Origin of the sequence: Mycetocola sp. 2940 (genome assembly GCF_040548835.1) — a bacterium.
GTDB lineage: Bacteria > Actinomycetota > Actinomycetes > Actinomycetales > Microbacteriaceae > Mycetocola_A.
Genome location: NZ_JBEPSK010000006.1, coordinates 60,060 through 81,837 on the forward strand (window position 1 = coordinate 60,060; position 21,778 = coordinate 81,837).

Below are 21,778 nucleotides of genomic sequence, written 5' to 3' on the forward strand. Positions count from 1 at the left end.
GATTGGGAGCGTGATTTGGCGAATCGACAAAGGGAATAATATGGCGACGATGACCGTTGAGGATCTCCTCTCATCGCGCTTCCCCATGCGCATTCTTGCCGGATGGCCGGGAACCACCCGTCACGTTGGCTGGGTTCATATTTCCACGACTTCGGATATCGCTGATTGGATCGAACCCGATGACCTTGTCGTTACCGGAGGCGGCAATCTGCCGAGGGGGCGAAAGGAGCAAGGCGCCCTTGTGCGCAGGCTGGCACGCCGGGGCGCGGCGGGTTTAGCCCTCGGCGGCCGTGATGTCCCTGATGACATTTCCGGGCTGATCGAGGCGGCGGACGAAGTTGGCCTGGCGCTCATCGAGATCGACCGAGCAGTTCCCTGGGGCGGATTGGGTCGCACCGTGGCGATTGCGAATCAAGCCGGTGCCGACAGCCGACTTTCCGAACAGTTGCGAGTCTTCGACACCTTGCGCTCGAGGCTGAACGGCGACCTCGGCTTGGCGGAGGCACTCGCCAGGCATTCCCGGCTGACTGGCTACGATTTCTATCTCGTCAATACGCGTCATCGGCCAGCGTTGCCTGGCCTTCCCCTGCTTCCCACGGAGACGACGGTCGCAGGGATTGTGAATCGATCGTCCGTCGAAGACGGCTATGCACTACCTATAACCGTCGGGCGAAAGACAATCGCAACGTTGATCGCCCTCGAGAACCGGGAGCGCCCGTCAGGATTGGCGACGGTCCAGCACGTGGCAACCCTTCTCGCCCTGGAGTTGTCAGAGGTCGAGCGCGAACGTGAGATCCTTCGGCGATCTGGCGCCCGCCTGTTCGGTCAGCTTCGCGCCGGCAGCCTTCCGGTCAACATCGCAGTGAAGAGTCTGATGGAACACGGACTAAATGTCGGTCGTGGCTTAATAGTGCTGACGGTGAGAGTGGCAAACAGCGAGGACGAGATGGTCGAACGATTTCTGACCGATGATCCTGCCGCTCATCTGTCTGCGACCTTCGACGGAGCCGGGGTCTTCTTGATTTCTGCGGACTCGCGCCATGTTGTTGACGAGATCGCCGAAACGCTCTCCGGTCCGATCGGTCTGAGCGCGTTCTTCTATAAAGCCGACGACATTGGGCTTGCGGTTCGGCAAGCCAAATGGATGCTCGACCGGAATCCCTCGATCCGGCGCGCAAAGGTTCTTTCATTCGAGTCGGTGGCTGCCCATGCCTCCTGGCTGCCGCCGCAGCAGGAAGCTCTTCTCGACTTGGTCCGGAGGGTCCTCGGTCCGTTGATCCGTTACGACCAAACCAACAGCGCCGAATTGGCTCGGACGCTGCGAACCTATCTTCAGACCAACCTCTCCACAAGGGAAAGTGCAGAAGTCTTGGGCGTACACGAGCACACCATCTCGTACCGGCTCCGCCGATGCGCCGCAATCCTCGACCGCGATGTGCGATCAACTGAAACCATTGCAGAGGCATGGTTGGCCTTCAACGCGATTGACGTCATCGAAGCGGAAACCGACATCATGGCCTCGGCATTCATGAGAACGGACGGAAGTTGACAAGACCCAGGTTGAATTTCGCAGCGACGTGCAACTTGAGAAGAGACGGGGGAACATCGTGGTTGGAACCACAAGAAGACCGACCGAGCTGGTAGACAGGCAGCAACTGTCGCTGCGTGAGCAATCTCGTCTTGATAAATTCGATCGGATCCGAGAAGCGGCCGAGTGTCTCCTGCGCGAGCGCTCCTTTGATGAAGTGACGATGAAGGACGTTGCTCTGAAGGCACGAGTCGGGCAGGCCACTCTATTTCGATACTTGTCTGTCAAGGACGACCTGTTGCTTCTCGTGGTGGGTCACAAGATGGACGACGTGGTAGCCGAACTCGAGCGCCAGCGCGAGTTCCGAGTTATGGAAGATTCAGAGGACGGAGCAGCCCACATCCGTCGCATCTACAGCATCTACGAGAGGCGCGCAAAGTTCTATGAGAGCGACCCCGAAAACGTGGGCAACTACCTTCGGATCGGGCTCAAACCCGGTAGCGAACTCGGCGCACGGAGCACAGCCCATGGTGACCGCATCATTGCGCTTGTGAGATCAATCCTGTCTCATGGTCAGATGAATGGCGTGCTGTCCAGTCGAGTTGGGGCTGACGTGGTCGCGGAAAACTGTAACGGCCTGTACATACACGAAATTCTGCGCGGTCCTACGCGTGGTTTCACGCCGGACACCATCCAAGCTCGGATTCGCCGAAGGCTGGAGGGCCAGCTCGAACCTCTCGACCTCAGTGAGTTTGGTGACCGTTAGGCGAATTCAATTACCTGACGGACGGCATGACCGTCGGCGAGTTCATCGAGGGCGCCATTCAGATCGGCCAGACCAATCGTACGAGTCGCTAGCCGCTCCACAGGGAGAAGTCCTGATCGCCACATGTCAACGAAGATTGGAATATCCCGGCTTGGCACAGAGGAGCCCAAGTACGAGCCGATGATGGTCCGGGCACCGGCGGTGATCCCAAGTGGCGCAATCGAAGATCGGGCATCAGGGGCAGGCAAACCCACCGTTACTAGGCGGCCACCTGGAGCGGTGATCTCCAAAGCGGTTTCGAACGCACGCGGGTGACCGGCCGCTTCGATGACCAAATCGGCTATAACACCGGCTTCCACCGCGCTGGCAGGAGTGTAGACCTCGGTGGCCCCCATGTCCTTGGCTGTCGCGAGCTTGTCGGGATTTTGATCTATGCCGATGAGTCTGGCGTTGCCTTCAGCAACGGCGCGGGCCACAAGCAGCGCCGCCATTCCGACTCCGCCGAGACCTACAATTGCCACCGTTTCATGCGGCTTCATTTGGCCCGCATTGATCACGGCGCCGCCTCCCGTCAGTACCGCACAACCGCAAAGTGCAGCCACGACCGCAGGAACATCGTCGCCGACCGCAACGACAGATCTCACATCCACGACCGCCGCCGTTGCGAATCCAGACACGCCCAGGTGATGGTTCACCGTTCCGGTTTCGGAGTGCAGTCGACGGTCCCCCGACAGCAGTGTTCCGTGGCCGTTGCTTGCTGACCCATTGCGGCACGGAAGCCTTCCATCAGTGCGACATTCGGGGCATTCCCCGCAGCGGGGAAGAAACACTGTAACTACTCGCTGTCCCAAGAGCTTGGGGTCGACGCCGGGACCTACGGCTTCAACGATTCCGGCCGCTTCGTGTCCCAGCAGCATCGGCATCGGACGCGGACGGTTTCCGTCCACTACTGACAGGTCGGAATGGCAGAGTCCAGCGGCCTCAACCCTGACAAGCACCTCAGATTCGCCGGGAGCGTCGAGGTGTAAACGCATGATCTCGAGAGGCTGGCTGGACACGTACGGGCGGCTTGCGCCCATCTCTCTCAGAACTGCACCAGTGATTAGCATTCAAAAACTCCAACTTGTGAAGGTAGGTTGTCATGTGAGAGTCTACTCTCATTATCAGTTCAAATGTTCGGAGAATTTCATGAAAATACACCCGGATGCGGTGCGCGGAAGCGTCGGCGTCGGAGGTGCGGAAGTCACGTACTACGACACCGGTAGGCCTGGTGCAGGGTCACCAGTCGTTTTGGTGCACGGGACCGGCGGCAGCGCAATGGCGCATTTCCGAACAGTCTTTCCCATGCTTGCGGCTCGCCATCGGGTGATAGGCCTGGATCTCGGCCGTGCTGAAACATTTGAGGGCCTCGTCTCGCAGGTCGAGGAAGTGATCGCCGTCCGCACCTTCGCTGAGCCCGTGGCGCTCGTCGGATACTCACTCGGAGCGGCAATTGCGACAGCAGTGGCGGCTCGTCGCGCGGTCACGATCGACAAGTTGGTTCTGATTTGCGGATGGGCGAAAACCGATTCTGTGCAGCGGGCCCGATATGGGCTTTGGCACCGCCTCTATGCAGAGGACCACGACGCGCTCAAGATCTTTTCTACTCTGATGTCCTTCGGGCAGACGTACCTCGACGCACGGACACCGACGGATCTTCGCGCTCTTATCGATGCCAGGACCTTCAGCCCCGGGATAGTAGAGCAGATGCGAATCAATGAAAACGTCGACGTCTCAGGCGAACTTGAGTATGTCGTGAGTCCGACACTGATTATCGGCGGGGCAAGCGACCAGATGGTTCCGATCAAGCACAGTCGGCTCCTATTCGGCGCGATTGAGAATTCGCGTTTTGCAGAGATTCCAACCGGCCACGCGGCCACCACCGAGCGGCCGGCTCAGGTCTTCAAGCTCATTGACGACTTCGTCCGAGAACTTCCCCACACAACCCCGGCCGGCGCCGTTCTCGATACCGCCGCCTTCTGAGACTCTTCTACCGCAATGGAAAGAATACCGATGAGCAACCAACACGGCCCATATGACGTTGTCATCGCTGGGGCCGGCTTCGCTGGGATAGGCCTAGCCACCAAGCTGCGCCGAGAGGGTCTGAACAACTTCGTCATCCTCGAACGAGCGGATGACGTCGGTGGCACATGGCGCGACAACCATTACCCAGGCGCGGCCTGCGACGTGCCTTCGCATCTATACTCGTTCGCTCATCGGCCGAACCCCGATTGGAGTCACATTTTCGCTCCTCAGAAGGAAATCCTCGAGTACATTCGGGCCTCGGCGCGAGAAGAGCAGATCGACGACCGCATCGAGTTCAATGCCGAGGTTCTCAGCGCCGAATGGTCCGATCTTGATAGCGTGTGGACGATAATCTCCTCCGCTGGCACCTACACTGCACGCGTCTTCATTAGTGCCGTGGGTCACCTCTCAGACCCGAAGATGCCGGCCATTCAGGGCATCGAGTCCTTCGCTGGAAAGGTCTTTCACTCGGCTAATTGGGACGATGACTACGAACTCGCTGGCAAACGCGTCGCTGTCATCGGCACCGGCGCGAGCTCCGTCCAGATCGTTCCGAGCATCGCGCCGGTAGTCGAGCAACTCACGGTGTTTCAGCGCTCAGCGCCATATATCACCGCTCGACCCGACCGTGAGTACACGACCGCAGAGAAGCGCATGTTCCATCGGCTCCCGGAGACACTCGCTGCCCAGCGTCGTGACATGTTCTGGGCAAACGAGGAGCGATACGCTCAACGGCGCGGCACCCCCTCGCTTGTGCAGGCCGTCCAGAGCGCGGCACTGAATCATCTTGCTTCGCAAATTCCGGCGGGTCCGCTGCGAGACAAGCTCACTCCCGATTACACCATCGGCTGCAAGCGCATCTTGAAGTCCGACGACTACTTTCCTGCCTTCCTCCAGGCCAACGTCAGTCTCGAAACGACGCCGATCGTCGAAGTAGTCGGCAGCGGGATTCGAACGGCGGATGGCGCACTTCACGAGCTCGACGTGATCGTCGCCAGTACCGGATTCGAGGCAGTCGACCTGCCCATCGCGCACCGTGTCTATGGCCGCGGTCGGGAACTCCTCGCCGAACGCTGGAACATGGGGATGCAGGCGTATGCCACTGTCGCCGTGAACGGATTTCCGAATTTCTGGATCATTAACGGCCCGAACACCGGCCTGGGACACAACTCCTCTGTCTACGTCGCAGAGGCACAAATCGAACACATTGTGGAGGCAATCAGCCACGTCCTCGAATCGGCGGCCGGGATGCTCGAAGTCGCTCGCGCCGTTGAGGACGCCTACAGCGCCCAGGTCGATTCGATGAGCCAGGGGACCGTCTGGTTGGACGGCGGCTGCCGCAGTTGGTACGTCGATGCTCGATCGAATCGCCTGACGACCATCTGGCCCGACTTCGCGTTCTCGTTCCGGGAGGTCAATTCCCCGTTTGACGCCGAAAGGTACGGCGACGATAACTCGATGCACGAGATCGAAGGCATCAGGCCGATTGGACAGCTCGCGCAATGATTCAAAGCGCTGTCTTTGTATCCGGCTTATTACAAGATCGTGAATCTGTGATCACAAAGCTTGCAAAGATGACACTCGACTCTCATAATTTATCCATGGACACGACTCGGCAGCTCGAGATTCAATCGGTGGAGGATGCCGTGCATCAGGCCCTTCGCGACGCGATCCTGACCTCTGAACTTGTCCCGGGTAATCACCTGCACCTCGCCTCCTTGGCCGATCAGTTCGGGGTAAGCACCATGCCGGTGCGCGGAGCGATCCGCCGGCTTGCAACCGAAGGGCTCGTGCAGACCCATCCACGGAGAGGTGCTGTTGTTTCAGAGCTCTCGATCAGTGAGCTTGACGAATTGCACGATCTTAGGATCGCGCTCGAGACAACGGTTGTCCGCATTGCGGTCCTCGTGATTGGCGATCAGGACCTCGATCGCATGCGCACAGTTCTCGCCCAATACGAGACCGACCACACGCCGGAGGAATATCAGTCACTGGAGTGGACGGCATTCCTCACCTGCTACGAAGCGGCCGGTAGAGAGCGCACCGTCAAGCTGATCATCGAAGCCGCTCAGCTCACGGACCGGTACGCGAAGCTTGTCGATGGCGCGTTCGACTTGGTTCGCACGAAGGATTCACTTGCACGTCTTATCGCAGCGTGTGAGACGCGGGATCGGATCGAAGCGGAAAGAGCTGTTCTTGAAAACCTGAGGCCCTCGTTTGAGGCCGTCAGAGCAGCGGTTCTTGACGCAACGCGAAGGAGCACCAACTCGTGACTGCCCAACGAATCATTGTCGTCCCTCGCGTGCAGCGAGGCCGTGTCCACACAGGGCACGGGGTCCCGGCCGTGGCTCTGGCCGCGATCCTCGTCGGCACTCACCATAAACGACGGAGCGCCGGTCTGGCCCCCCGCGAACTCGATAGGAAGGTCGCACAATCATGAGCCAAGATGTCGACGTCATAGATTTGAACCTGACCCTTGGAGGAAACCGAATCCTCACTGACGTCAACTTGACGGTCGCGGCTGGCTCGTTCGTAACGTTGCTCGGCCCGTCAGGGTCTGGGAAAAGCACCACGCTCAATGTCATCGCTGGATTCCTTAAGCCAGACGTGGGCCGAGTCCAGTTCGGCGGCCGGGATGTGCTCAACCTGCCGCCGGGGGCACGCCAACTCGGAATCGTTTTCCAGAACTACGCCATATTCCCGCACATGAGTGTGGGCGAGAACGTGGAATTCCCACTCCTGGCACAGCGTTGGCAAGGTGACCGTCGCAAGCGCGTGGCCGAGGTGCTCGAACTCGTCAAACTCGGGGGATTTCTCAAACGTCGCGCGTCGACCCTCTCAGGCGGGCAACTTCAACGCGTCGCCCTTGCGCGGGCACTCGCTGCCGGACCGCAGGTCCTACTTCTTGACGAGCCGCTCTCCGCACTAGACAAGCAGTTGCGCGAAGCAATGCAGACGGAGTTGAAACAGATACAGCGCGAAGTCGGCGTTACGACTATCAGCGTCACCCACGATCAGTCAGAAGCGCTGTCGATGTCAGATCAGGTGGTCGTCATGAATCAAGGCCGGGTGGAGCAGTCCGGCACAGCCGAAGAGATGTACTCCCGTCCCGCCTCAGAATTCCTCGCGCGCTTCCTTGGCGAGGTGAATCTCTTCCCAGTGGATTCGCGTGGCACCGCGCGACCGCTGGCACGCCTGGTTCCCGAGCATGCGGGACGGATGATGATGGCCCGTCCGGAAGATTTCACCATCGCCGAGCTTGGAGGAACCGGTTCCGACCGTTTCGCCGCGACAGTAGTCCAATGTCAGTTCCAGGGCGGTACGTGTCGAATCGAAGCCAAGGTCAACGGTCTCGACGATCCCATCATCATCCGCACCCCGTATGGCGGCCTCGGTTCAGTGCTACTGCCAGGGCAGAGCATCACCGTGACCTATGACTGGTCGTATATCCACTCAGTTCCATCGAATAACCCTGTCCACGAGACGGGCGGGATCCCAATTTCGACCAGCGCCCGCGCGTGAGCGCAACCCGACAAAAGAGAATCAGGACAGTAATGCCAAAACGAATCGCAATCATCGGCGCGGGTGCCGCCGGGCTCTCTGCCGCCAACCAGTTCAGCAAGTCTGGACATGATGTCGTCGTCTTCGAGCGCCGCGACAAGGTTGGCGGATTGTGGAACGATGCCTATGACGCACTGCACCTCATTACGCCACGCTCGGGTTCGACACTTGCGGACGCGCCGCAGCCCGACCACTACCCGGCGTACCCGAGCGCGAAACAGGTCGCGACGTACATGCAGTCGTTCGCTGAGGACCGCGATCTGCTCCGCCTGATTCGATTTAGCACCGAGGTGCTTGATGTGTCGCCTGTCGGAACCGAGGGTATTGACGGCTGGAAGGTGACCTCCACGTATAGTTCGATCCCCGAAGATTTTGACGTCGTCGTAGTCGCTAATGGGCACCTGCACCACAAATACACGCCTCAGCTGCCAGGCACATTCACCGGTAAACTCATCCACTCGTACGACTACCGGAATAGTGCGGACATCGTTGGCGAGCGGGTGCTGGTTCTCGGAGCAGGCAACTCGGGTTGCGACATCGCCGTAGACGCCGCACAATCCCGGAAAGACGTCACCGTCTCGATCCGGCACCCTTTCGTCTGGCTTCCGAAGTCGCTCTTCGGTATCCCGCGCGCAGAGTTGCCAACTGCCAAGCTGCACCCGGTGTTGTCAGAGTTGGTTTCGAGGCTGTTGATTCGTGTCAGCGTCGGCCGACCGGAGCAGTACGCGGGATTACCGAAGCCGAAGACTCGGAATCTCCGAAAGCAGCGCGCAATTGTGAACGATCTGCTTGGTTACTGGATCATGCACGGCCGCATTGCTATCAAGCCGGCGATGGTTGGCATCAGCGGCACTACCGCTCGATTCCAGGACGGCACCGAGGCCGATTTCGACACGATTCTCCTCGCCACCGGGTTCCGGTACCACGCTCCTTTCCTTGCGCCGCAGCTGATCCCTCGGGAGAAAGACATGCCACGTCGATGGGCGTGCGGCACGAGTGTCGCTGACGCTGCGAACCTGCACTTCATCGGGCTCATTGCACCGATGGGGGCTCAGTGGCCCATCTACTCACAGCAAGCCCAAATTATCGATGAGCTCATTGAGCTTCAGGATCATTTCAGCTATCCCATTGTTCGGGAAATTCAGAAGGTCGATCCCGGTTTTGGCGATCTGGAATTACTCCGAGACGTCTGGTTCAAGATGGCCACGAAGCTGAAGAAGCAACTCGAAGTGATTCGCGAAAGCACGCCCTCAACTCCGTCCGTTGTCCGGAAAGAGATGGCAAATCGATGAACGAGGCGTTGGGTGGCAAAGTAGCCATCGTCACGGGCGGAGCGCGAGGACAAGGACTCGAGCACTCACTGATCCTCGCCCGGGAAGGGGCAACAGTGTATGCCCTTGATCTACTCGTCGCGGAGGGCGAAGAGCTCCAGAGATATGCTCGCGAGAGAAATCTCGATATCCGATTCCGCAGTCACGACGTCACCGATGAAAGCGCCTGGGGGGACCTGGTCGCGTCAATCGACCAGGAACATGGTGCACTCGATGCATTGGTAAACAACGCTGGTATCGTGCACAGCCGCGCCATTCGCGATGAATCTATCGAGGCGTTCAGCCGAGTCCTGAATGTAAACGTCCTCGGCATGTTCCTCGGAATGAAAATGACGTGGGATCTACTCGCGGTGCGCGGTGGGTCCATCATCAATACCTCATCGGTCTACGGCAAAGTGAGCGCCCCCGGCTATGCCGCGTACACGGCAAGTAAGGCCGCCGTCCTGGGTATTACTCGCACGGCGGCAATCGAAGGCGCTCCGTTCAAAATCCGCGCAAACGCGCTGCTTCCCGGCGTGGTCGAGACTGAGCAGCTCAAAGACGAGTCGGCCTCCTACGTTCGCCAATCGACCCCGCTAAGAAGAGGCGCGGATGCCGCGGAATTGGCGAAGGTGGTGCTGTTCCTCGCCTCAAACGATTCCGCGTTCATTACCGGCACCGACTTCATCGTCGATGGTGGATTCATGGCAGGTGGGTTCTCAGTCGGCCGTGACTGATCCTCCCACCGATGCCGTCTCTTAGGTCGATAAGTCCGCGATCGCACTCTATTTCACCTGGCTAGACCTCGGCGATCGACACTGCTTCAGGGTAGTCGTGTCGCCCCGTACGACATTTCTGCCACCGGTTAACTGCATTAACTTCAATTGACGCATCAGGGCTGCTCGCACACAGGCGGTAGCCATTTTCAGGTAATTACGACGGAAGAGGAAATATGACAGGGCGCCTAGACAACAGGGTCATCATGATCACCGGGGGAGCGCGCGGGCAAGGCGCCTCCCACGGACGAGTGTGCGCCGAGGAAGGCGCCACAGTGATCTTGGCAGACGTGTTAGACGAGGGGCACGCGACAGCCGCCGAATTGCAGGAGGAGGGCCTCAACGTGCACTATCGTGCGCTCGATATCACCGACGAGTCAGCATGGATCTCAGTCGTGAGCGACATTGAGCAGAACTTCGGCATCGTGGATGGGCTCGTCAACAATGCGGGGATCGTCCGGCTCGCTCTTCCTGAGGACGAAAGCGCTGACGCATTCGCCCGTATCCTCTCAGTAAACACCGTAGGTACGTTTCTGGGCATGAAAGTCGCCGCGTCGGCGATGCGCCGAGGTCACGGCGGTTCGATCGTCAACATCGCCTCAGTCAATGCCCACATGGGCGTGCCGGCCTTCTTCTCCTACAACGCCAGTAAGGCCGCCGTCCTGAACATGACGAAGTCAGCTGCGGTCGCGTACGCGGACGATGGGATCCGAATCAACAGCGTTTCACCCGGATGGCTCACAGCTCCAATGCGAGAGGAACACACGGATTCCCGCGTTGCCACTGACTGGAGGTTCGGCCCTGTAATCGCTCCGAAAACCCTCATCAAGGAAGAGGGCAAGCCCAGAGGCGCTCAGCCGGAGGAGATCTCTGCCGCCGTTCTGTTCTTTCTGAGCAACGAGTCGAGCTTTGTAACGGGAACTGACATTCTCGTCGACGGCGGCGCACGCATCTGGTGACCGTACGATGAATACCAGGCCGCGGTCGAATGCCTTGCCCAGGTCCCGTCGGCTCTCTCCGCCTCTGTCGGGGACCGGTAGAAAGACTACGCCGGCGACTGCGGGTGGGGCGGCGACCGACCGCGGCCTTTTCTGGGCCGGTCAGGATCGATCGACCGCGGTTCTGGATTGCCACTGGAGGCTGTGAGATCGGTGTCGAACTCGGGCACGTCGGACAAAGCGAACTCGAAGGTCGGCGATCGCCTGACGAGCACTCTTGGTCATTCATACAAGCCGCAGGGATCGCGGGCTTTCGTAGATAGACCGCCGGGTTGCAGCGGGAAGGCGCGCGCTCCACCTTCGGAGGCGCATATCGTTCGATCGTTCGTCGTGACTCGTGGATGAATTGAACGGCTTTCGCCGCCCGGGGCGGCGCACAAACCTCGTTCACGCGCCACGTTCGTGCGGCGAAGGGGACCAGCAGAGCTGCCAGCTGTTCATCGGGCACGCATTGCATTCCGTCAACTGATTGGAAGCGATTAACCGGTCATAATCTAAATGGCCCGTCTTTTCCGAACCAGGGGCTCGAGCCTGGGCGGCTCCTACGTTAGCCGGATCCCTTTAGGTGCTGCGCCATCTGAATCGACCAGGTCAGCTCGGACAGGGGAGTTCCGCCGCGGAGTTCACGCGACCCGGCAATGCGAGGGGCTCGCCGCGATGTGATCCTTGCGGGCGCTCGCGGAGTTGACCCCGCCGTTGGGCGGGCTATGTCGCGGCGACGGCGCTCATTTTGGGTGTGAGGACATACGGCGATGCGACGAAAACCGCATTCTCTTCGCGGAACGTGTGGGCGAAATCCGGCCAGACGGTTGTCAGACGCCCGTTCCTCGGGTCGACGTACCAGTTCTCACACCCACCTGTTAGCCAGACGGTTCCCTGGCTTCGGGCATCCAGGTCGGCGGCATATGCCTCCTCTGCCTCAGCGGTGACCTCGATGACTTCGACATGCTCCGCATCCATGTGGTCGAGCGCGCCCATGATGTACTCGACCTGCGTCTCGATGATGTAGATGATCGAGTTGTGCCCCAACCCGGAGTTCGGGCCGTTCATGATGAACAAGTTCGGGAAGTTGTGGACAGAGGTGGTCGCGTACGCCTGCATTCCCGACTTCCACTGATCGGCCAGAAGCGTGTCGTCGACGCCGACGACTCTGTGGGCGATCGGCAGGTCACTGGCCTCGAAGCCGGTCGCCATGACCAAGACATCCAACTCGTGGCGCGAGCCGTCGGCGAGAACGATGTCCGAACCTTCTATTCGGGCGATGCCACGGGTATCGAGATGGACGTTGTCCTGTTGGAGCGCGGGATAGAAGTCGTTTGACTTGAGGATCCGTTTGCATCCAATTCGGTAGTTGGGCGTCAGCGCAGCCCGCAGTTGGGGATCGGTGACTTGCGCCGCGAGGTGATCCAGCGCAACCTTCGTTACTTCGTCAAGCAGGCGTGGTACCGCCTGGCGCTCGACAAAGCGGGCCTCGTTCGCCCAGAACAATTCGGAGCGCATCTGCGAGATAAGTCGTGGAGCGCGTTTGAAGGCGCGCTTCTCCGCTTCGGAGTAGCTTCGATCGTGACGCGGTGTCACATAAGCAGCGCTTCGTTGAAAGACCACGAGTTTCTCGGCAGTTTTCTGCAGCTCTGGGATGATCTGAATCGCGGAAGCGCCCGATCCCACGACCCCGACTCGCTTACCGGCGAGGTCAATGGACTCGTCCCAGGTTGCGGAATGGAACAGGGTTCCCGTGAAGCCATCGAGGCCTTCGATGGCGGGCATCTTCGGGTCTGAGAGGTGACCCGTGGCGGTGATCAGCACTCGTGCCCGATAGACGCTTGAACTAGTCCGAACCCGCCACGAATTGTCCGATTCAATCCACTCCGCCTGCAGCAGCTCCTCGTGGAATTTGACGTGCGGGAGGAGGCCCTCCTCACGTGCGGTTTCACGGAGATATCCGAAGATCTCGGCCTGCGGCGAGAACACTCGACTCCACTGCGGATTCGGGCGGAACGAAAAGGAGTACAGGTGGGACGGGACATCACATGCCGCCCCGGGATAGCGGTTGTCGCGCCATGTGCCGCCGACGTCCCCGGCACGTTCGATGATGACGAAGTCTTCGCGCCCGCTGCGCTTTAGAGCAGCGGCGATTCCTAGACCCGCGAAGCCCGAGCCGGCGATGAGGATCTCAACATCGTGCTCAGTCGGGATGTCAAGAACGTTGTTCGTGGTCATAGGTGTTTTCCCTTTCGTCCGGTCAGACTGCCGGATGAACGTATTCGCGATTCGTCGTGGCCGGCAGCGCACCTCGGACGAATTGGTCAATAAGGCTGTAGACCTGGGCTGGTCGCTCAATCAGCGCCGCGTGGCCGGTCGGGATGACCGCGAGCTGCGACTCACCGATCGCGCCGAGAAGGTGGTAACCATGCACCGCCGGGACTGTCACGTCATGGTCTCCAGCTATGAGGAGTGTCGGGCACGTGATTCGGGTGACCTGATGCGAGATGTCGACGCGCGAATTGAGTTCCATCTGGGCGCTCCGAACCTCGTCGATGTTCACCGTCGAAAGTAGAGCGTCCAGTTCCTCCGGCGTGCGGCTAGCAAGGAAGCCGCGGCCATACGCCGTGAACACCGTGAACGCCTTTAGGTGCTCTGAGCCCTCCTCGTAGAGGCCACGCCAGATGCTGTTCCGTAGACGCTGGTATGCATCCGGACGCACCCAGCCGTTTACGAGCACGAGGCGACCGACGAGGTCAGGCCGGCCGGCGGCGAGCGCGGCAGAGGCAACAGCACCGAGCGAATATCCGACGACGGTGAGATCCTCGCCCCCGACGCCGGAGTCCTCGATCACCGCTACCAGTTGAGCAACGAAATCCGAAAGTTCGAGGCCAACATCCGGGGTGCCTAAATCGACCCCTAGGACGCGGTTACGGGCCGCGAGCATCGGGATCAATCGGCCGAAGTGGCGCTCCATCGTGCCGCCGGTGCCGTGCACCAGAAGGACTGCGGGCTGGTCGGATCCATTGTCATGGTAGCTAACTGTGGCCCTGCCGACACGAAGCTCTCGTGTCTTGGCATTGGGTAGCAATGTCACTGAAGATCCTCTCAATCGAGCTCAGAATGAGAGTCTACTACATTTGAGAGTCGAAACTCAAAAGTAACAATTGGTGACGGGAGAACGCACGAAAATTGTGGCGCACAGGTCCCCATTCCCAGTCAGTCCATGGATCGCGCTCGTTCGATGCCGCCTAAATTCCGAAACCTGGCATGGGCACGCCGAATGCGCGTCCCCGGCGCTCTAGGTCTGGCGCCGAGAGGAGGGAGAGCGAGGGAGGTGCTTACTCGAGCGTTGGTCCGGCCGCTACGAGAGAGAAACGATGAGCGGTTCTAACTGGACACGCAGTCGGCTCTCGAGGCGACCGGCGAAACTCCCCGGCTCGTAGCCACGGGCCGGTGAGCGAAGAATTTCATGCAGATAGTGCCCGGCGCAGTTGACCGCAATTGTGGCGGCATCCCAGTCATTACGAATTACGCCTGTGTCCTGTCCGTGCCGGAGGAGACGCTCGACAACTGTGCGTGTGCGGTCGCCCAGCGCCACGCTCAGTTCGCCGACGCCGTTGCCTGGCTCAAACCCGACTCGCACGTAGTCGGTCACGTTCTCAGGGTCTGCGAGGTAGACAGCGGAGCGACGCCGGTAGAGCTCACAGATCAGTTCCACCACCTCGTCTCCCGACATCCCCGGTCGTGGCAAGAAGGTGTCAGACGCCTCGATCTCTTCGACGAACGCTTCCATCCGAGCGCCGAACACAAGGAGCAAGAGCTCCTCCTTGGCCCCAACGTAACGGAAGAGTGTCGCCTCGCCAATGCGGGCAACTCGGGCTACGTCTTTCATTGTGATCTCGGAGATCGGCTTATCGACGAGTAGCTTCTCAGTCGCCTCGCGGATCCGTCGCATCTTGTCGCGCTTCGAGTACTCGCGCAGTGGCAGTTCGTCGTCGTTCAAATTCACCTCGATCACGTTCATCTGACGCTTACGGCCCTTCATTTTCGCAGTTTCGACGTTTGCCGACTCCGGTCGCGCCTTCACCGGAACGTACCGCACTCGCCTCGCAAACACGAGCGAAACTCTCATTCTAGGAGGTGTGCCCTTTCCAGAGAGGACCGATCGGTCGTACCGCGAAGCATTCAGGGTACTAGGCGGGCTCTAACTCGGGTCGTACTCTCTTCAAATTCCACGTTCGTCCCTCAAGATCAACTGATTGGCCGTCCTCGCAGAGGGCGGTCTCGCGCGGCATACTGAGTCTTGGTCGGAGTCGCCTCGCGTCACTCCCGGCGTCGTTGTCACTCACCCACGCAATCAGGGCGCCTGCGTGCCGAGGTCAAGGCTGAATGGGCCGGATCAAACTAATTAACGGTAGCGGTTGATCATTTGGTAGTTATCTATCATAATAGGTTAACTCTCGATGAACGAGGGGCGGCACGGAGGGTACAGGCACGAAACCGCGGACCCTCCGCGAAACTCAAGGGTTGGCGTCTGCTCGACCTATCCGACTCGAACCCGCCCGACAGGAAGGTACGAAATGGCGTCCGTTAGATTTCCGCGCCCCAGCCCAGAGAAAGGACGCTGTTGGTCGAGGTCCGAACACGGCGTTCCTCTCGCAGCGTCCCCCGAATGGAAATGACATGAATACTGCTCCTATTGACGTGGTCCGAAATACGGCTTCCACTAAAACGCGTGCGGGACTGGGCAGCGGAGCGGGAGTTCTGCTGATCTTGCCCATCACGTTCTTGACACTCGTCGGGCTCGTTCCGCTGAGTCTTGTGGCATACACCGCCTTCTTCGGCGATGACGAATCCGACTTTTTGAGTGTCATCGCCGAGCCGTTGTTTGTCCCCGCCCTTCTGCGTACCCTGCTGCTGGCGGCGGTCGTGACCGTCGTCTGTTCAGTCGTAGGCATTGCGTTCTCCGTCGCTCTCCTCCTGGCAAATCGCACGGTCCGCATGTTCATGGTCGGCGCCCTCGCCGCTACGTTCGTCATTTCACTCATGGTGCGCACCTATGGGTGGATCATCATTCTTCAGCCGAAAGGCTTGATCTATGAGGTCCTGCACGGAATAGGGATCGCTGTGGGCCCGCTCGAACTCCTGCAGACGCCCCTGGCGATGTATATCGGCATGGTCCACGTGATGCTTCCATACGCAGTGCTCATGACCTACAACTCGATGTCGACTGTCGATCCTAACCAGCTCAAGGCCGCCCAGAGCATGGGCGCGAGCGGTCGGTTCGCCTTCTTCCGAATCGTGATGCCGCAGTCCATGGCAGGCGTCGTCGCGGGGGCGATGTTGGTGTTCATGATCTCGCTCGGCTTTTACATCACCCCCGCCATGCTCGGCGGGCCTCAGCAGTTGACGATGGGCACACTGATCGGTCGCGAGATGCGTGTCGATTTCGATTTCCAGGCTGCGGCGGTGATGGGAGTCGTACTACTGATCACGGTCACGATCCTCTATTTCCTCGCTGAGAGATTCTTCAAGATCACCAAGCAATGGGAGCGAGCATGAGCAACGAACGAACTTTGACACCGTTCCAATCCACCTTCCGGGGCGGTCGAGTTCCGTTCATGATCCTGGGCGTCGTCTTCGCGGTCTACCTTTTCGCGCCGATGGCAGTGACCATCCCGGCATCATTGACTTCAGGAGAGTTTCTCGAAGTGCCGCCCGATGGACTTTCGCTGCGCTGGTACGAGGAGGTCTTCGACGACTCCAAGTGGCTCGATGCCCTGGTGACGAGCTTTCAGGTATCAGGCTCGGCTGCGATCCTCGCGACGGTAACCGCCTTCCTCGCCGTGACCGGTTTAGCACGCAGCCGTCGGTGGGGAGGTACTCTGAGGCCGCTCTTCTTTCTACCGATGGTTCTGCCCATCGTCGTCCTGGCGCTCGGTCTGAGTCGCGTTCTGCTAATGCTCGGGATGCAGACGTCGTTCGGCGCCGTCGTCCTCGGGCAGGCTCTACTCGGCCTTCCCATCGCCTTTATCGCTATCTCCGCAGGAATGGTGGGAATTGACCCTGCGATCCATCGAGCAGCGGCCTCCCTTGGTTCGACATGGTGGCGGACAGTGTTCACGATCGACTTGCCACTGCTGAAGCAGAGCGTCTTTGGTGCCCTCATTTTGAGCTTCGCGTACGCGTTCGACGAAGCCGTCCTCGCCTTGTTCCTGGCACCAACCGGCCAGACAACTCTCCCGACGCTGCTGTATCAAGAGGCAAGTTTCCGCGCGTCACCGCTGCTTGCCTCGGTCAGTGGCCTCGTCATCCTCCTCACCTGCGCGATCGCCGCATTGGCCCTCGTCATCAATCGGGCCCTCGGGCGTCGGGCGCAGTAAGCGCCACCGAGAAAAGAGAATCAGCATGAGTCAGACCGTCTCTGTCCGTAACCTGAGCCTGGCACTCGGGGGCAAGAAAATCCTCCACGAGCTCGACTTGGAGGTACCCGCCGGTTCGCTTGTCACACTGCTGGGTCCTTCGGGATCGGGGAAGAGCACCACGTTGAACGTTATCGCGGGATTCCTCTCCCCGGACAGCGGCGAGGTCGCCTTCGGAGGCCGCGATGTCAAGGCACTGCCGCCAGGGGCTCGCAATCTCGGGATCGTGTTCCAGAACTACGCGATATTCCCGCACATGACAGTCGGGGCAAATGTCGGCTTCCCGCTCAAGGCACAGCACTGGCGCGGTGATCACAAACGGCGAGTCCGGGACATGCTGGAGCTCGTTCAGCTCGGTGGCTTTGAAGCTCGGCGAGCGAGCTCGCTCTCGGGTGGACAGCAGCAGCGTGTCGCTCTGGCACGTGCCCTCGCGGCAGAGCCGCAGTTGCTGCTGCTCGACGAACCCCTGTCGGCGCTCGACAAGCAGTTGCGCGAGGCCATGCAAGCTGAGATCAAACAGATCCAGCGCCGCGTCGGGGTCACAACCATCAGCGTCACGCACGATCAGTCAGAGGCGTTGTCGATGTCTGATCTCGTAGTTGTCATGAACGAAGGCCGGATCGACCAGTGTGGAACTCCGGAAGAGATGTACTGCCGTCCACGCTCGGAATTTCTCGCCCGTTTCCTCGGAGAGGTGAATCTTCTGCCTATCGACGCAACCGGACACATCGAACCATTCGGCACCGGCGTGAGTGCGGGCGGCGGTCAACTTGCCGCCGTGCGGCCGGAGAGTTTCTCGGTATTACCGTGGACGCCTGTCCGCTCCAGTGGAATTGCGCAAGGTCGAATCGTCGCCGTCTTGTTCCAGGGAGGCACGTGCCGACTCGAGGTCGCTGTGCCCGCGCTGGAAGAGAACCTCATCGTGCGGACTGCATACTCGGGCCTCGGTTCGGTGCCCACTGTGGGCGATGACATCGCCGTCGGGCTAACTGGCCACGACGTCCATGTCGTCGCGCTCAGTAAAGTCGCGGACTCCGCGCCCGCACTACAACTCACATAAGTACTCAACAAACGATACCAAGGAGAAAAATATGGGACTTCTCGACGGCAAGGTCGTCATGGTGACTGGCGCCGCGGCAGGTCAAGGCCGCGACCATGTGCTCGTTTCGGTCGCTGCAGGCGCGAAGGCGATCGCTGCCGACGTGCACCCGACCGATGCGGCCGCATATGCCACGCTTCACGAGGAAGTCCTACAACTTGGCGGTGAGCTCCTCTGTGTGCAGGCCGACGTGACCGACCAAGCGTCACTCGACGCTGCGGTTACAGCTGGCGTGGCGCGTTTTGGCCGTGTTGACGCGGCAGTGCTCAACGCCGGCGTTCACCGTGGCTCCCCCCTGTGGGAAACCGAAGAGGACGACTGGAGCTTCGTCCTGGGAGTCAATCTGGACGGCGTCTGGAAGTCAATCAAAGCTGTGGCCCCGGTGATGATCGACCAGGGCGAGGGATCAATCGTTGTCATCGCCTCCGTCGACGGGATTGCTCCCTCTGTCGGGTCCTCGGCGTACGGCGTCTCCAAGGCAGGCAGCATCAGCGTCGCACAGTACGCAGCTGCTGAACTTGGACCACACGGCATCCGCGTGAACACGATTGCGCCGGGGTTCGTCGACACGCCGATGGTGAATAGTCAGAAGTTCTACGACTTTCTCGCCGGCGCTGAAGGCCAGGGAACCCGCCAGCATCTTCTCGACTATGGCGCGACCAAGACTGCCCTCAAAGGGGTCAGCGTCCTGGACCCGAAGGCGGTCGCGAATGTGGCGCTCTTCCTCAATTCGGAACTCGCCAGCGTGGTGACGGGGACGGTCATCCCCGTGGATGGGGGAAACCTTCTCCTGCCGCACCTTCAGCGCAAGCAGTCTTGAGTTAGTAAGCGTTTCTACAAACCTAATACGTCCCTATCGCAACCGAGTTCTACATCAAATCTTGCGGGCTATTGCCTGCGTCCATATGAACGAAAGAGGCAACAATCGTGGGCACATACGCTGTCATCGATCCGGCGAGCGGCCAGCTCGTCGCGGAGTACGCGGAAGCAACGAACGCGGAGTTGGAGATGGCTTTGGCCACGGCCCAATCCGCCTACCGCAATTGGGCGCGCTCAACCACCGTGGCAGAGCGCGCGGCGCTCGCTCATCGTGCTGCGGAACTCTTCGCCGAACGCAAGCAGGAACTCGGCGCGCTCAGCAACCGCGAGATGGGAAAGCCCCTCAAGAGCGCAATCGGCGAGGCCGGATTCGCCGGATCAATCGTGAAGGCATTCGCGAGCAATGCAGAGAAATGGCTCGCCGACGAGGAGCTCGAAGTCGCTGACGGCCTGCGTACGCTTGTGCGCCGACAGGGCATCGGCACAATCTTCGGCATTATGCCGTGGAACTATCCGTACTACCAAGTCGCGCGATTTGCCGCAGCCAATCTCATCCTCGGCAATACGGTCATCGTAAAGCACGCGCGACAGTGCCCCGAGTCAGCTCTGGCGATCGAGGCAATATTCCGGGATGCGGGCTTCCCGGAGGGTGCATATGTGAATGTGTTCGCTACCCACGATCAGGTTGAGCAGATTATTGCGGACGATCGCGTACACGGCGTCTCCCTCACTGGCTCCGAGAGAGCCGGCGCGAAGATCGGTGAGATTGCCGGTCGGAACCTAAAGAAGTGCGTTCTCGAACTCGGCGGATCCGACCCATTCCTCGTTCTCGACACGAATGACATTGACGCAGCGGTGCAGCACGCCGTCTCCGGGCGAATGGACAACACTGGTCAGGCCTGCAACGGGTCAAAACGCATCATCGTGCACAAGAAGTATTATGACGAGTTCGCCCCCAAATTCGTGGCTGCCATCGGCGGCCAGTCATACGAGGACGGCGATTTCGGCCCCCTTTCCTCTCAGGATGCCACGCGAACCCTCCAGAGACAGGTGGAGACAGCCCTCGACCAGGGGGTGACACTCTTGGTCGGCGACAACGAGCCAAAGGGGAATGTATACACCCCGTCTGTCCTCGCGGACATTACGCCCGCGATGGACGTCTTCAGCGAGGAACTTTTCGGCCCCGTCGCGCAGCTTTACAAAGTTGCGTCCGACGAGGAAGCCATCGAACTCGCGAACTCGAGTCCATATGGACTTGGGTCGGTCATCATCTGCGATGACCTCGATCGTGCCGAGCGGGTGGGCGACCGGCTGGATGTTGGCATGGTCTTCGTTGGCGCTCCGGGTCTCGACGGCGCCGATGTGCCGTTCGGCGGCGTGAAACGATCCGGTTTCGGACGGGAGCTCGGCAAGTACGGCATTGATGAGTTCGCCAACAAGAAGGTCTTCCGCTTCGCTCGCTGAGTGAGCGGGAGGAGGATGGAGCAATCATGATCGCAGTCGAGCCGCTTGAAGTGCCACTGGCCTCGCGTGGAGTATCGCCCGGAGCAACCGACGGGCACCCAGAACAATTCTCCGCCACCATCCTCGCCGAGACTGGTCTTCGCGCCGTCGTATGGACGTGCGATCCGGGCGACTTCCCGTGGAAGTGGGAAAATCCGGAAGTATTCCACATCATCGAGGGGGCAGGCACGATCACAGACGCAGCGGGCAGGATCGAGGAGCTCCGCCCCGGACGACTGTTCGTCATGTCGCCTGGCGACGAAGTTGTGTGGCACATCACCGAGACCATCCGAAAGGTCCTGGTCGTTCCCAACTGACAAGTCGCGAGAATGCCGGAGGCGTATTTCGCAGCCTCCGGCATCTCGCGACCTCAGCGCTGGCTCCGGAGAAGCATCCCTCAGGCTTGCGCGACTTTCGCTGACTGAGGACCGGGCTTGGTGCGCGGTCGATGAAAGGTCCAGCAGCCATTGGTCAGCGCAACGATGAATCGCCGGCGCACCCGGTGCGCGCTGTCGAGGTCGACGTCGGCACCTTTGCAGCGCGTGAGGGAAGGCTCGCCGAGGGCCGTGAGAACGACCTGTCGTCGTCCATGCGAGTCGAGTCGTGGGCGAGGTAGTCCCGCAAGACTGGCGGGGTTGTGCTCCGTGTCAGTGCACAAACCCACGGAACCCGAGGCAGCACTGGTGCGCGTCGAGGTCGCACTTGAACCGCGACCGGCCTCGTCACCGTCGTAACGATGACGGTCATGAGGTCGTCTCTGGTAAAGCTGAACACCAATTCGATGAGCTCCACAGCCCGCGCGGTGACCCGGTAGACGTTTGATGTGGGCCCTTGCACGACTCGGATCGGGGCGGTCGCCTGAGGGCCGCGATCACGAAGCGGGCGATCACGACTCCTGCCGTTTCACAGCGCACGCCGAAGGCCGGCTGAGAGGGGTTCTCAGCCGG

General features: G+C 60.1%; 20 protein-coding genes and 1 pseudogene. 16 read left to right on the top strand and 5 right to left on the bottom strand.

Translation table 11 applies throughout. From position 1 onward, the window contains the following. The first annotated feature begins 40 nt into the window (after positions 1-40). Together ABIE24_RS10505 and ABIE24_RS10510 are read left to right on the top strand one after the other, a co-directional pair. Complete coding sequence (locus ABIE24_RS10505) at positions 41-1,549, top strand: PucR family transcriptional regulator (protein ID WP_354499393.1); 1,509 nt, start codon at positions 41-43, stop codon at positions 1,547-1,549. 58 nt (positions 1,550-1,607) lie between these two features. Next, entirely contained in the window at positions 1,608-2,294 is a 687-nt protein-coding gene (locus tag ABIE24_RS10510; protein ID WP_354499395.1) for a TetR/AcrR family transcriptional regulator, read from the top strand. Here ABIE24_RS10510 and ABIE24_RS10515 read toward each other — a convergent pair. Both ABIE24_RS10515 and ABIE24_RS10520 read right to left on the bottom strand, forming a co-directional pair. Further along, the gene (locus ABIE24_RS10515; protein ID WP_354499656.1) at positions 2,291-2,851 is read right to left on the bottom strand and encodes a zinc-binding dehydrogenase; all 561 of its coding nucleotides are present in this window, start codon (positions 2,849-2,851) and stop codon (positions 2,291-2,293) included. The genes ABIE24_RS10510 and ABIE24_RS10515 overlap by 4 nt on opposite strands. 81 nt (positions 2,852-2,932) lie before the next feature. Then, a pseudogene (locus ABIE24_RS10520) lies at positions 2,933-3,403 on the bottom strand (alcohol dehydrogenase catalytic domain-containing protein); the annotation flags it as partial. On the opposite strand from ABIE24_RS10520, the gene ABIE24_RS10525 reads away from it, so the two are divergent. The 7 genes from ABIE24_RS10525 to ABIE24_RS10555 all read left to right on the top strand — a co-directional run bounded on the left by ABIE24_RS10525 (position 3,327) and on the right by ABIE24_RS10555 (position 10,964). Then, positions 3,327-4,316, top strand: coding sequence for an alpha/beta fold hydrolase (locus tag ABIE24_RS10525; protein WP_354499397.1), 990 nt, complete (start codon positions 3,327-3,329; stop codon positions 4,314-4,316). The pseudogene ABIE24_RS10520 and the gene ABIE24_RS10525 overlap by 77 nt on opposite strands. Positions 4,317-4,346: 30 nt before the next feature. Further along, complete coding sequence (locus ABIE24_RS10530) at positions 4,347-5,864, top strand: flavin-containing monooxygenase (RefSeq protein ID WP_354499398.1); 1,518 nt, start codon at positions 4,347-4,349, stop codon at positions 5,862-5,864. A gap of 95 nt (positions 5,865-5,959) precedes the next feature. Beyond that, the gene (locus ABIE24_RS10535) at positions 5,960-6,631 is read left to right on the top strand and encodes a GntR family transcriptional regulator (protein ID WP_354499400.1); all 672 of its coding nucleotides are present in this window, start codon (positions 5,960-5,962) and stop codon (positions 6,629-6,631) included. Positions 6,632-6,794: 163 nt separating this feature from the next. Continuing rightward, positions 6,795-7,880 carry an ABC transporter ATP-binding protein gene (locus ABIE24_RS10540; protein WP_354499401.1) on the top strand — a complete coding sequence of 362 codons (1,086 nt, stop codon included), beginning with the start codon at positions 6,795-6,797 and terminating at the stop codon, positions 7,878-7,880. A gap of 32 nt (positions 7,881-7,912) precedes the next feature. Beyond that, entirely contained in the window at positions 7,913-9,211 is a 1,299-nt protein-coding gene (locus tag ABIE24_RS10545; RefSeq protein ID WP_354499403.1) for a flavin-containing monooxygenase, read from the top strand. Further along, positions 9,208-9,966 (top strand): SDR family NAD(P)-dependent oxidoreductase, encoded by a 759-nt coding sequence (locus ABIE24_RS10550; protein ID WP_354499405.1) that lies wholly within the window; start codon positions 9,208-9,210, stop codon positions 9,964-9,966. The genes ABIE24_RS10545 and ABIE24_RS10550 overlap by 4 nt, the downstream gene beginning before the upstream one ends. Before the next feature lie 245 nt (positions 9,967-10,211). Further along, the gene (locus ABIE24_RS10555; protein WP_354499407.1) at positions 10,212-10,964 is read left to right on the top strand and encodes an SDR family NAD(P)-dependent oxidoreductase; all 753 of its coding nucleotides are present in this window, start codon (positions 10,212-10,214) and stop codon (positions 10,962-10,964) included. 744 nt (positions 10,965-11,708) lie between these two features. Here ABIE24_RS10555 and ABIE24_RS10560 read toward each other — a convergent pair. The 3 genes from ABIE24_RS10560 to ABIE24_RS10570 all read right to left on the bottom strand — a co-directional run bounded on the left by ABIE24_RS10560 (position 11,709) and on the right by ABIE24_RS10570 (position 15,075). Next, entirely contained in the window at positions 11,709-13,343 is a 1,635-nt protein-coding gene (locus ABIE24_RS10560) for a flavin-containing monooxygenase (RefSeq protein ID WP_354499409.1), read from the bottom strand. Beyond that, a complete protein-coding gene (locus ABIE24_RS10565; protein ID WP_354499411.1) occupies positions 13,246-14,082 on the bottom strand; it encodes an alpha/beta fold hydrolase in 837 nt (278 codons plus the stop codon). Before ABIE24_RS10565 ends, ABIE24_RS10560 begins: the two co-directional genes overlap by 98 nt. Positions 14,083-14,349: 267 nt before the next feature. Beyond that, positions 14,350-15,075 carry a TetR/AcrR family transcriptional regulator gene (locus tag ABIE24_RS10570; protein ID WP_354499413.1) on the bottom strand — a complete coding sequence of 242 codons (726 nt, stop codon included), beginning with the start codon at positions 15,073-15,075 and terminating at the stop codon, positions 14,350-14,352. 596 nt (positions 15,076-15,671) lie between these two features. Between ABIE24_RS10570 and ABIE24_RS10575 the strand changes: the two genes are divergently transcribed. The 7 genes from ABIE24_RS10575 to ABIE24_RS10605 all read left to right on the top strand — a co-directional run bounded on the left by ABIE24_RS10575 (position 15,672) and on the right by ABIE24_RS10605 (position 21,447). Further along, on the top strand, positions 15,672-16,550 hold the full coding sequence (locus tag ABIE24_RS10575) for an ABC transporter permease (RefSeq protein WP_354499415.1): 879 nt from the start codon (positions 15,672-15,674) through the stop codon (positions 16,548-16,550). Between the two features lie 59 nt (positions 16,551-16,609). After that, complete coding sequence (locus tag ABIE24_RS10580; RefSeq protein WP_354499417.1) at positions 16,610-17,371, top strand: ABC transporter permease; 762 nt, start codon at positions 16,610-16,612, stop codon at positions 17,369-17,371. A 25-nt stretch (positions 17,372-17,396) separates the two neighbouring features. Then, a complete protein-coding gene (locus ABIE24_RS10585; protein ID WP_354499419.1) occupies positions 17,397-18,470 on the top strand; it encodes an ABC transporter ATP-binding protein in 1,074 nt (357 codons plus the stop codon). Positions 18,471-18,501: 31 nt separating this feature from the next. Then, on the top strand, positions 18,502-19,329 hold the full coding sequence (locus tag ABIE24_RS10590) for an SDR family oxidoreductase (RefSeq protein ID WP_354499421.1): 828 nt from the start codon (positions 18,502-18,504) through the stop codon (positions 19,327-19,329). A 107-nt stretch (positions 19,330-19,436) separates the two neighbouring features. Next, positions 19,437-20,792, top strand: a complete 1,356-nt coding sequence (locus ABIE24_RS10595; RefSeq protein ID WP_354499423.1) for an NAD-dependent succinate-semialdehyde dehydrogenase — start codon at positions 19,437-19,439, stop codon at positions 20,790-20,792. A 26-nt stretch (positions 20,793-20,818) separates the two neighbouring features. Next, on the top strand, positions 20,819-21,148 hold the full coding sequence (locus ABIE24_RS10600) for a cupin domain-containing protein (RefSeq protein ID WP_354499425.1): 330 nt from the start codon (positions 20,819-20,821) through the stop codon (positions 21,146-21,148). Between the two features lie 131 nt (positions 21,149-21,279). Beyond that, positions 21,280-21,447, top strand: a complete 168-nt coding sequence (locus ABIE24_RS10605; protein ID WP_354499427.1) for a hypothetical protein — start codon at positions 21,280-21,282, stop codon at positions 21,445-21,447. Positions 21,448-21,778: the final 331 nt, after the last annotated feature.

Bases quoted from the DNA above. Each gene is read 5' to 3' on its own strand.
- ABIE24_RS10505 (WP_354499393.1), top strand. From the start codon at position 41: ATGGCGACGATGACCGTTGAGGATCTCCTCTCATCGCGCTTCCCCATG.
- ABIE24_RS10525 (WP_354499397.1), top strand. From the start codon at position 3,327: ATGATCTCGAGAGGCTGGCTGGACACGTACGGGCGGCTTGCGCCCATC.
- ABIE24_RS10530 (WP_354499398.1), top strand. From the start codon at position 4,347: ATGAGCAACCAACACGGCCCATATGACGTTGTCATCGCTGGGGCCGGC.
- ABIE24_RS10535 (WP_354499400.1), top strand. From the start codon at position 5,960: ATGGACACGACTCGGCAGCTCGAGATTCAATCGGTGGAGGATGCCGTG.
- ABIE24_RS10540 (WP_354499401.1), top strand. From the start codon at position 6,795: ATGAGCCAAGATGTCGACGTCATAGATTTGAACCTGACCCTTGGAGGA.
- ABIE24_RS10545 (WP_354499403.1), top strand. From the start codon at position 7,913: ATGCCAAAACGAATCGCAATCATCGGCGCGGGTGCCGCCGGGCTCTCT.
- ABIE24_RS10550 (WP_354499405.1), top strand. From the start codon at position 9,208: ATGAACGAGGCGTTGGGTGGCAAAGTAGCCATCGTCACGGGCGGAGCG.
- ABIE24_RS10555 (WP_354499407.1), top strand. From the start codon at position 10,212: ATGATCACCGGGGGAGCGCGCGGGCAAGGCGCCTCCCACGGACGAGTG.
- ABIE24_RS10575 (WP_354499415.1), top strand. From the start codon at position 15,672: ATGAATACTGCTCCTATTGACGTGGTCCGAAATACGGCTTCCACTAAA.
- ABIE24_RS10580 (WP_354499417.1), top strand. From the start codon at position 16,610: ATGATCCTGGGCGTCGTCTTCGCGGTCTACCTTTTCGCGCCGATGGCA.
- ABIE24_RS10585 (WP_354499419.1), top strand. From the start codon at position 17,397: ATGAGTCAGACCGTCTCTGTCCGTAACCTGAGCCTGGCACTCGGGGGC.
- ABIE24_RS10590 (WP_354499421.1), top strand. From the start codon at position 18,502: ATGGGACTTCTCGACGGCAAGGTCGTCATGGTGACTGGCGCCGCGGCA.
- ABIE24_RS10600 (WP_354499425.1), top strand. From the start codon at position 20,819: ATGATCGCAGTCGAGCCGCTTGAAGTGCCACTGGCCTCGCGTGGAGTA.
- ABIE24_RS10605 (WP_354499427.1), top strand. From the start codon at position 21,280: ATGAAAGGTCCAGCAGCCATTGGTCAGCGCAACGATGAATCGCCGGCG.